The 10,263-nt window shown below is 39.9% G+C and carries 8 protein-coding genes; 2 read left to right on the top strand and 6 right to left on the bottom strand.

Annotation, left to right across the window (positions count from 1 at the left end; all coding sequences use genetic code 11):
* Window positions 1-374: 374 nt before the first annotated feature.
* Genes FTU72_RS15545 through FTU72_RS15520 form a run of 6 tightly spaced genes read right to left on the bottom strand, consistent with a single transcriptional unit; the run spans window position 375 to window position 7,198 of the window.
* Window positions 375-1,433 (bottom strand): 2,3-butanediol dehydrogenase, encoded by a 1,059-nt coding sequence (locus FTU72_RS15545; protein WP_005105897.1) that lies wholly within the window; start codon window positions 1,431-1,433, stop codon window positions 375-377.
* 21 nt (window positions 1,434-1,454) lie between these two features.
* Window positions 1,455-2,240, bottom strand: a complete 786-nt coding sequence (locus FTU72_RS15540) for an acetoin reductase (RefSeq protein ID WP_108619593.1) — start codon at window positions 2,238-2,240, stop codon at window positions 1,455-1,457.
* Between the two features lie 11 nt (window positions 2,241-2,251).
* A complete protein-coding gene (gene lpdA / locus FTU72_RS15535; RefSeq protein ID WP_166139586.1) occupies window positions 2,252-3,652 on the bottom strand; it encodes a dihydrolipoyl dehydrogenase in 1,401 nt (466 codons plus the stop codon).
* An 11-nt stretch (window positions 3,653-3,663) separates the two neighbouring features.
* Window positions 3,664-5,199, bottom strand: a complete 1,536-nt coding sequence (locus FTU72_RS15530) for a 2-oxo acid dehydrogenase subunit E2 (protein WP_166139588.1) — start codon at window positions 5,197-5,199, stop codon at window positions 3,664-3,666.
* 1 nt (window position 5,200) lies between these two features.
* Complete coding sequence (locus FTU72_RS15525) at window positions 5,201-6,220, bottom strand: alpha-ketoacid dehydrogenase subunit beta (RefSeq protein WP_048881927.1); 1,020 nt, start codon at window positions 6,218-6,220, stop codon at window positions 5,201-5,203.
* A 15-nt stretch (window positions 6,221-6,235) separates the two neighbouring features.
* Complete coding sequence (locus FTU72_RS15520) at window positions 6,236-7,198, bottom strand: thiamine pyrophosphate-dependent dehydrogenase E1 component subunit alpha (RefSeq protein WP_075166713.1); 963 nt, start codon at window positions 7,196-7,198, stop codon at window positions 6,236-6,238.
* Between the two features lie 342 nt (window positions 7,199-7,540).
* On the opposite strand from FTU72_RS15520, the gene lipA reads away from it, so the two are divergent.
* Window positions 7,541-8,515 (top strand): lipoyl synthase, encoded by a 975-nt coding sequence (gene lipA, locus FTU72_RS15515; RefSeq protein ID WP_180053093.1) that lies wholly within the window; start codon window positions 7,541-7,543, stop codon window positions 8,513-8,515.
* 256 nt (window positions 8,516-8,771) lie between these two features.
* Window positions 8,772-9,863, top strand: coding sequence for a transcriptional regulator (locus FTU72_RS15510; RefSeq protein WP_180053092.1), 1,092 nt, complete (start codon window positions 8,772-8,774; stop codon window positions 9,861-9,863).
* The last annotated feature ends 400 nt before the right edge of the window (window positions 9,864-10,263 follow it).

Here is a 10,263-nt window from a genome sequence, read left to right as displayed (position 1 = left end):
GTTGAATTTCCTTGTCAGACATAGTGATCAACATCTCTAATTTATATCCAGTCCATGATGGTAAAAACCATCATAAACTAGACATTTTTATTGGTGAGAATATAGACACTTTAAATGGTTTCTAACAATTTGATTTCGTATAATATTGATTATGTTAAATAGACGAATTTCGGTATTAAATTCATTAATATTGATATAAATTAAATTATACATTATGTGTTGTCAATTTCTTCTTAAAAAATAGAGTTTTCCAATCACTATTATGAGAATGAGTTTGTAAATACAGACTCATTTCCTATCGCTATAAATATTAAAAATAGCTACATAGAGTTTATCTCTAGCTTATTCAAATTTGTCTTTGAAATTAGGCGTTACTACGGATGAACAATAATTTTTACAGCAGACTCATTATTATGAATCAATGTTTCAAAGCCTTTAGAAACAAGATCATCTAATGCAATCCGTTGGGTAATAAAAGGTTCTAGATTAATCTTACCTTGCTCAACCAAACGAATAGTTTCCTGATGGTCATTGACGTAAGCTATCGTGCCACGAATATCTAGCTCTTTCATCACCACACTATGCACATTAATTGTGGCAGGATGGCTCCAAATAGAAACGATAACGACTACACCAGTTGGTTTCATTGCTGCAACGAGTGTATCCATGACTTTATTGACACTACTACATTCAAAAGCAACATCTACACCGCGGTCTTGAGTAATTTTCATTACTTCATTTACCACATCAACCTGAGATGGATCCAATACATAATCGGCAACACCAGCCTCTATCGCTTTTTCTTTACGTTTTGCACTCAGTTCAGTGATGATAACCGTAAGACCTTTAGCCTTTAAAATAGCAGATAAAAGTAAGCCTATTGGGCCTGCTCCACCAACCAGTGCGATATCGCCAGCTTTTGCGCCACTTCTGACATAGGCATGATGACCGACAGATAAAGGTTCTATCAATGCTGCTTGGTCTAAAGGAATATCATTTGAAATAGGATGTACCCAACGCCGCTGAACTGCAATTTTTTCAGAAAGACCACCACCGCGTCCGCCTAAACCAATAAAGTTCATATTTTTTGATAAATGATACTTATCATTGGGGCCAGTCGGGACATCATCCGCAATAATATAGGGTTCAACTACGACATGTTGTCCAATTTGGATATCGTCTACACCTTCACCAACTGCATAAACTACGCCTGAAAATTCATGTCCCATTGTTACAGGTGCAGATTCTCCCGAAATTGGATGTGGATGACCACAAGGTGGAATAAAAATAGGGCCTTCCATGAATTCATGTAAATCTGTACCGCAAATACCGCACCATGCAACTTGAATTCCAACTGTGCCTGGAAGTACTTTCGGTTCAGGGATATCTTCAATTCGAATATCCCCTCGGTCATAAAAACGAGCTGCTTTCATTGTGTATTCCTTATGTTGATATTAACGGTAAACCATTCCACCATCTGTCAAAATAGACTGACCTGTAATATAGTTTGCATCCTCGCTGGCTAAAAATGCAACTAATGCAGCCACGTCATCTGGTGTTTCAGCACGTCCTAAAGCAATACCATCTACATATTTTTTATACGTTTGACCAATTGGTGCACCTGTAATTTCAGAGAACCGCTGATCTATTTCGACCCACATGTCTGTACCAACAACACCCGGACAATAACTATTTACAGTAATTTCAACACTAGCATATTCTTTAGCCGCAGCTTGCGTCAATGCACGAACTGCAAATTTCGTTGCCGAATAAACACCGAGTAAAGCAAAGCCTTCATGACCTGCTATTGAGCATGCATTAATAATTTTTCCAGCCTGTTGGCGTTGTTTAAATTTATTTGCTGCGGCTTGAATCCCCCAAAGTACACCACCGACATTGATGTTCATAATTTGGTTAAATTCACTCGGCGTTACTTCTGCCAAAGCTTTGACTTGTGCAATACCTGCATTATTAATCATGATATCAAAGCCATTAAGTGTCGATTCTGCATGATTAATAGCGTCACTGATTTGTATTGGATCTGAAATATCCGCAATAAATGTGGTGGCTTTTACGCCAAAGGCTTCAACCTCTTGTTGAACAGTATTTAACTTTTCTTGATGAAGATCGACCAAGGCAATATGTACACCTTCTTGTGCTAAACGTAAGGCAATACCACGTCCAATGCCTTGTGCCGCACCCGTAATTAAAGCAACTTTGTTGTTTAAACCTCTAGGCATGTTGCGACTCCTTAAATATGGATTGCACGTTGCATCGCCGACAAGACCGACTCATGCATCGCCTCAGACAAAGTAGGATGAGGGAAAATGACCTGTGCTAAGCTTTCATCCGTCGCTTCTAGGTATTTTGCGATGGCAAAACCCTGAATATGTTCGGTAACTTCATGTCCAACCATGTGAGCACCTAACAATTCACCCGTTTCCTGACTAAAAATAGTTTTAATGAATCCTGCGCTATCACCCAAAGCCAATGCCTTACCATTGGCTTGCAAAGGAAACTTACCCACATTGATATTCAAGCCCGCAGCTTTCGCTTTCTGTTCTGTCAAACCAATACTGGCCACTTGCGGATGGGTAAAAATACAGCCCGGAATTTGTGTACGATCTAAAGCATGTACATGATCTAAACCTGCAATTTTCTCCACACAAAGAATAGCCTCGTGACTGGCCTTGTGTGCCAAACACGGTGCGCCTGCAACATCGCCAATTGCATATACGCCCACAATATTAGTTTTGCACCATGAGTCGACTTTAATAAAACCATTCTCTAATTCGACACCTAAAGCTTCTAGGCCAAGATTTTCAGCATTTGGTTTCACTCCAATAGCTGAAAGCACCTTTTCAACAGTAATGATTTGTACACCTGTGGCAGTTTCAATATGACAATGTACTTGAGCCTGATCAGTTTCTATTTTTTTTACAGTCGCTTCGGTTAAAACCTGCATACCCTGCTGTTCAAATTGCTTTTGTACATACTTCGCAACTTCAATGTCTTCGCTAGGAAGAATCTGCTTTGCAATATCAACCAAGGTGACTTGGCAGCCTAAGTCTTGGTATAGGCTTGCAAACTCACTGCCTATAGCACCCGAACCAATGACCAGTAAAGATTTTGGTAATTGTTCTGGAACTAAAGCCTCTTTATAACTCCAGACCTGATGGCCATCTACAGGAATATGAGGCAAATTGGCCGCACGTGCGCCTGTTGCGACAATAATATGCGGTGCAGAAATCTGCTGTTTTTGACCATTCGCATCTGTAAGCTCTAATTGCTCTTTGGCAATAAACTGGGCTGCTGCGTTAAAAACAGTGATTTGATTTTTTTTCAATAGTTGACCGATACCTTGCACCAGTTGCTCAGAAACCTGTCTGCTATGATGGACCAGTTTTTGAATATCAAAATCAATCGCGTTAAGCGTAAAGCCAAACTGCCCTGCATGTTTGAACTGCTGCGCAAGCACAGCCCCGCTCAATAATGCCTTGGTTGGAATGCATCCCCAATTAAGACATACTCCGCCTAAGTGTTGTTTTTCAACGATTGCCGTTTTTAATCCCAGTTGCGCTGCGCGAATCGCAGCGACATATCCTCCAGGACCAGCACCAATAACCACAAGATCAAATTGTGTATCTGACATGACTATTCCTCCTACACCAAAATTAATGCAGGATTTTCGACAAACTGCTTAAATGCCGATAAGAATTGAGCACCCAACGCACCATCAATGACACGATGATCACAAGACAATGTTGCGGTCACCATTTCACGAACAACAATCTCATCATTTTCAACTACAGCACGTTTCTCTGCTGCACCTAAGGCTAGAATTGCACCTTGAGGCGGGTTAATAATGGCATCAAACTGTTGAATACCAAGCATGCCCAAATTGGAAATACTGAAACTGCCCCCTTGAAACTCATCAGGTGCCAATTTTCCAGTTTTGGCACGTGTCGCCAGATCACGCATATCATTGGAAATTTGCGCCAAAGATTTACGGTTCGCTGCTTTAATAATTGGCGTGATCAGTCCATTTTCGATGGCTACAGCAACCGAAATATCAGCCTGTTCAAACTGTAAAATCTGCTGATTCTCTTCATCAAACTGAACATTAACTTGTGGAACTTTAATCAGTGCAGCAGCAGCAGCTTTAATCAGCATATCGTTAATGGACAGTTTGACTTGCGGTACAGTACTGTTAATTTGCTGACGCAAAGCCTGAACCGACTCAACATTTAAGTCTATCGTTAAGCGAAAATGTGGTGCATTGCGTTTTGCCGCTTGTAGCCGTGCAGCGATTGCTTTACGCATACCATTCATAGCTACGGTGGTGAATTTTGCTGACTCTGTTGGATGCGCATACTCAGTATGTTGAGCTTGTACAGGATTTTCCCGTTGATATACAGCTTCAACATCTTCCTTACAGACTCGTCCACGTGAACCCGATGCACGACAATCATGCAAATTAATGCCCCATTGTTTTGCCAAACGGCGAGCAACAGGTGTTGCTAGAACATCACTATCATCTGCTTTAGATTTCGCGGCTTTCGTACTAGCTTGATGACGTACATCTGGCCAAGAACCACCAGCAGCTTGAACTGCGGCCTGAATATCTTGAACACTGATACGGCCTTCACGTCCAGAACCCGTAATCTGAGCCAAGTTTACATTATGCTTTTCAGCCAATTTCAAGGCATGTGGCGTTGCAAAAATATCATCACTTTGTTGGTAGCCTTGTAACTCATCAGGAATAGAATATCCGCCCTGAGTCACCGCTTTTGATCCATTACCAACACTGTTCTGTTTAGGAGCAGCTTGTACTTTGGTTTCAACTTGAGCCACATCGACTTTTTCAGGAACCGCTGCTACCGCTTTATTTCCAGTTACAGCAGGTGTTCCACCTAAAGACTGTGCAAATGCTTCAACTTCTGCATCGGAAACTTGGGCGTCTGCACAAATTGCAATGATTCCACCTACGACCAGTGTGTCACCATCGTTAGCAATAATTTTTCGTAGCAGGCCATCAAAAGGTGCCTCCAATACATTGACGATTTTTGTGGTTTCAATTTCACAAATTTCCTGTCCTTTACTAAATTGGGTACCTTCCTGAATCAGCCATTGGGCAATCGTACCCTCTTCCATGGACAAACCCCATTTTGGGATTTCTAAAGTTTTAATTTCGCTCATCCTAAGCCTCCAACGTCTTGCGTACAGCCTGTTCGATGCGTTCTACACTAGGTAGCCATTCTTTTTCTAGTACTGGTGAAAATGGTACGGGTGAGTGTGGTGGAGTGACTAATTCGATTGGTGCTTTAAGATAATGAAAGCCTTTCTGGGCAATAAGCGCAGCCACATCATGTCCGAAACCACAACGTGCTGCTGATTCATCTACAATCACCACACGACCTGTTGAAGCTACTGACTCTAAAATGCCATCTTCGTCTAATGGTGAAATGGTTCTAGGGTCAACCACTTCAACCGAAATGCCTTCTTTTGCGAGCTTATCAGCGACTTCATTGGCACGATGCACCATCAAACTTAAGGCAATAATGGTGATATCTGTGCCTTCACGGGTGTAATTTGCGACACCAAAAGGAATAGTGTAGGACTCATCTGGCACTTCGCCCTTAATGTCGTACAACAACTTGTGTTCACAAAAGACTACTGGGTCGTCATCTCGAATGGCTTGAATCAACAACCCTTTTACATCATAGGCACTTGAAGGCACCACCACTTTTAAACCAGGCACTGAGGCAAACACGTTATATGGCGACTGAGAATGCTGCGCTGCTGCGGAAAAACCTGCACCAATCATGCCACGTACAACGAGTGGCGCTTTGGCTTTGCCGCCAAACATGTAGCGAAATTTAGCTGCTTGGTTATACAGCATGTCATAACACACGCCGTAAAAATCCATAAACATTAAATCTGCCACAGGTCTTAAACCCGTTGCAGCAGCACCTGCCGCCATACCAATAATCGCTGATTCTGTAATTGGAGTATCAATGACTCGTTCAGAACCAAATTCAGTCCATAAGCCTTTGGTTACACCAAGTACACCGCCAAAACCTTCCAGCTTATTATCATCGGTATTTTTACCACCATGTCCACCACGAACATCTTCACCGACCACAATGACACTTGGGTCTCGGCGCATTTCTAATTCAATTGCTTCTTTAATCGCGTTTCGATAACTTTTATTTGGCATTTTTCTACTATTCCTTTAGTAAGAGACGTATACATCGGTAAGTAACTGAGAAACTTCTGGGTACTTAGCTGCACGTGCCTTTGCAACGGCATCGTCTACATTGGCTTTAGACTGAGCGTCAATCGCATCGAGCTTGGCTTCGTCAATTTTGTCTTTGACTTTTTCGCGGAATATTTTCAATGGATCTTTATGTTCTTTGACATAATCCAGTTCTTCTTTAGAACGGATAAGCCCTGGATCACCTTCAAAATGTCCATAAAATCGGTTGGTTACCGTTTCAATCACACTCGGACCTTCACCACGGCGGGCACGTTCAATGGCTTTTTGTGCAACTTCATACACAGCAAAAAAGTCTGTTCCATCTACTTTTTCAGCGGGTAAGCCAAAACCTGCTGCTCGGCCTGCAATATCTTTACTGCCTACGGCATAATCATGTGCAGTACCTTCACCAAAACCGTTATTTTCAAAAACAAAAATGACAGGAAGCTTTAACACAACAGCCATATTAATGGCTTCAAAAGTTAAGCCCTGATTTGAACCGCCATCACCGGTAAAAGATAGACCAATCCCACCATTTTTGAGTGTTTTAGCACTTAAAGCTGCCCCAATAGCCAAAGGTGGACCACCACCCACAATACCGTTTGCACCGAGCATGCCTTTATCTAAGTCCGCAATGTGCATTGAGCCGCCTTTACCACGACACAAACCATCATCTTTGCCAAAAATTTCTAGCATCATGGCGTGAATGTCACAGCCCTTTGCAATACAATGTCCGTGACCACGATGTGTTGAGGTAATGAAGTCCTTATCTGTTAAATTTTCACAGATCCCTACGGCAACAGCTTCCTCACCGCTATAAAGATGGATGAAACCTGGGATATCACCTGTATTGTTTTCATCGTGAAGTCGATCCTCAAATTCACGAATGTCGCGCATTCTTTTGTATGCTGCTAGCAATTGCTCTTCCGTTAATTGCATATATTTATTCCTTATTAACTACGCTTAAAAGAAAATCCCAAATTGAATAACTGGATTTTTAAATCGTATATTTATATAAGAATATTTTTATTTAATTTCATATTAGACTAAAAAAATATAATGCATAAAAACATAAGATAAACATTAAAAACAATGGTTTATAAAATTAAGAAATTTGTAAATTTTTTAATATTATTCAGCTATATACAAAAACAAACCTTTAACCAACCTTTGTTTTATATGATAAGTTTTTTGCCCTGTTTTAATATTATTAATGCATTTAAAGCAGCTTATTTAATATCAGGCTCAATATTAATTATTTTAAACGACGGAGTGTTTGAAATGGATTTAAATAACCCAGTATTAACTGGAAAGAAGCTACGTGGCGCTAAAAAAATGGCGCGTATTCCAATTAAAGTTGTTCCAACGGAAACGATACCGAAAAAGCCAGAATGGATCCGGACTAAAATTAGTCGACCTGAGGAAGTCCAAATCATTAAGGATTTATTAAGACAACAAAAACTACATACCGTTTGCGAAGAAGCAGCTTGTCCTAACTTGCCGCAATGTTTCGGTAGTGGAACAGCAACATTCATGATTATGGGAGATATCTGTACTCGACGCTGTCCATTCTGTGATGTCTCGCATGGCCGTCCTAATGCCTTAGATATTAACGAGCCACTGCATTTGGCTGAAACAGTGAAGAATCTAAACTTAAAGTATGTTGTGATTACTTCCGTTGACCGAGATGATTTAAAAGATGGCGGTGCACAGCATTTTGCAGATTGCATTCGAGAAATTCGTCAAACTAGTCCAGACACTTTGATTGAAGTTTTGGTTCCTGATTTTCGTGGTCGCGCAGATATTGCACTTAAAATTCTGAGCAAAAATCCACCTGATGTCTTTAATCACAATATTGAAACCGTGCCACGCCTGTATAAAGCCATGCGACCAGGCGCTGACTATCAGCATTCATTGAATTTACTTAAGAAATTTAAACACTACTGCCCTGATATCCCAACGAAATGTGGTTTGATGGTGGGTTTAGGAGAGATTAAAGCTGAGGTTATTGCGTTATTAAATGATTTGAAAGATTATCAAATTGATTATGTCACAATCGGCCAATACCTACAGCCATCCAAATCACATGCGCCAATTCATCGTTTTGTTACATTGCAAGAGTTTAAACATTATCAAACTCATGGAGAGCACTTAGAGTTTAAGAATATTTGGAGTGCACCATTAGTGCGATCGAGTTATTTTGCTGACCGCCAGTATTATGGTGAGGCTGTACCTGTGCCCTACGTGCGTGAATGACATTTTCATCATTTAAAGGATCCTATTTATCAACATAATGGTTACTTTTATTAACACTTCAGATAAAAATAGTCATTTCCAGTCCATAACAACACTTTTAAAGTAGCTAAAAGGCTGGTAAAACCCAAAAAAGGTTATTTAACGAATCCAAGAAAAAATGATTTGGTACACGAAAGAAAAGATTGAATGAGTATAGATCTGGAAATTGATTTCTGAAGTTTAAAGATATTACAGTCTAATCATAAAGGAATATGATATGAACCTGTTCAATACAGCACCAGCAAAAAAGCTGCAAACAACACATTTAATTAATCAGCATATTGTTCAGGCTGCACCCGTTTTGGCTTTGCCTCAAGAAGATCAGACTTCCCTATTCCGCCGCTCTATTCAGCATAATTATGCCGATTTATTAAGAATTGCTGATGATTCCGATATGGCAATTGGTCTTACAGATCACCATGGTACTCTGTTATGGACCTGGAGTAGTTCCGCGATGCTTTCTTCTGCTGAACAGGTACATTTTATTGAAGGTGGCCATTGGTCAACGCAGGCGGTTGGGACCAATGCGATTGGTATGACATTAAATAGTCAAACATCAAGTTGTGTATATTCTCATGAAAACCAAATGGACAGCGTTCGTGATTGGGTTTGTTATGCAGCACCTATCTGGGATCCGACTTCAGGTCAATTTCATGGCATTGTCAATCTTTCCACAAAATATAAAAAACATACCCCTCTAGGCATTCTTGCTGTGGAACGCTGTGCAGACTTAATACAGCGAGCAATAAAATTTGAACAGAAAAATTTTTTATACATTAAAGCGCTAGGTTCGCCCTGGGTTCAATTTAATGGGCATACTTTGAACTTGACTCACCGTCAAATTGAAATACTTTGCATTTTAGCTTTGTATCCGTACGGGATTGGTTTAGAAGAGTTACACTATGCCCTTTATGGTGAGCGTAATGTCAGCCTAAAAACCCTAAAGGCTGAGCTTTCACAACTTCGTAGCCTATTACCTCATTCAATTGAGGCTCGGATTTATAGGCTTACCTGTGAAGTCCAATGTGATTTTTTACGTGCTGAACAATCATTAAATGCAAATCTTATTTCGAGTACATTCTCGCTATATAAAGGTAGCTTTTTATCTAAATCAGAAAGCCCTTTACTCAGTACTTGGAGACATTGTTTTGATGCCCGTTTAAGCCAGTTGATTTATCAAATAAAGGATACCGATCAATTATTACGGATTATTGGGCAAACACATGATCGTATTGATGCGGTACAGCGTTTATTAGAATTATTACCACAGGACAGCAACTACCGTAATTATTTTTCAAATCTGATTTAAATTTGATTTGTTGCTTCAACTCTAAAGTTTTATTGAATAAGGTTTTATTGTGTAGCAGATAGAAATTGTTCATCTAAAGATCTTTATTGTGTTTGAATTGGCCAGTTTGAAATAATGGCTCACTGAAAGCCCAGCCTGACCACCATCGACAATAACGATATTAAAATGTGATTTTAAGCATGTTGATTTAAATTTGCATAGTAGATTCATAAACTTGCACAAGTAAAATTGCGGATTTTATTAAGATAACTATTTAATATTAATATTAATTATTTAGGGTGTGTTGACACTTTTAGCTTAAAAAAATAGCGAAGTAGTAAAATCAAATCGCCAAACCCAATTTTACTATTCGCTATGCCTCGTACCATGCTGACAGATCAACACTGGCAAAAGTTGAAAG

Source organism: Acinetobacter sp. YH12137 (genome assembly GCF_013418535.1).
In the GTDB taxonomy this organism is placed as follows: Bacteria; Pseudomonadota; Gammaproteobacteria; order Pseudomonadales; family Moraxellaceae; genus Acinetobacter.
The sequence above is the reverse complement of the archived record's forward strand: the minus strand, read 5'-3'. Positions and strand labels throughout refer to the sequence as shown.

Excerpts from the sequence above, each read along its gene's own strand:
- lipA (WP_180053093.1), top strand. The coding sequence starts at position 7,541 with ATGGATTTAAATAACCCAGTATTAACTGGAAAGAAGCTACGTGGCGCT.
- FTU72_RS15530 (WP_166139588.1), bottom strand. The coding sequence starts at position 5,199 with ATGAGCGAAATTAAAACTTTAGAAATCCCAAAATGGGGTTTGTCCATG.
- FTU72_RS15540 (WP_108619593.1), bottom strand. The coding sequence starts at position 2,240 with ATGCCTAGAGGTTTAAACAACAAAGTTGCTTTAATTACGGGTGCGGCA.
- FTU72_RS15545 (WP_005105897.1), bottom strand. The coding sequence starts at position 1,433 with ATGAAAGCAGCTCGTTTTTATGACCGAGGGGATATTCGAATTGAAGAT.
- FTU72_RS15525 (WP_048881927.1), bottom strand. The coding sequence starts at position 6,220 with ATGCCAAATAAAAGTTATCGAAACGCGATTAAAGAAGCAATTGAATTA.
- FTU72_RS15520 (WP_075166713.1), bottom strand. The coding sequence starts at position 7,198 with ATGCAATTAACGGAAGAGCAATTGCTAGCAGCATACAAAAGAATGCGC.
- FTU72_RS15510 (WP_180053092.1), top strand. The coding sequence starts at position 8,772 with ATGAACCTGTTCAATACAGCACCAGCAAAAAAGCTGCAAACAACACAT.
- lpdA (WP_166139586.1), bottom strand. The coding sequence starts at position 3,652 with ATGTCAGATACACAATTTGATCTTGTGGTTATTGGTGCTGGTCCTGGA.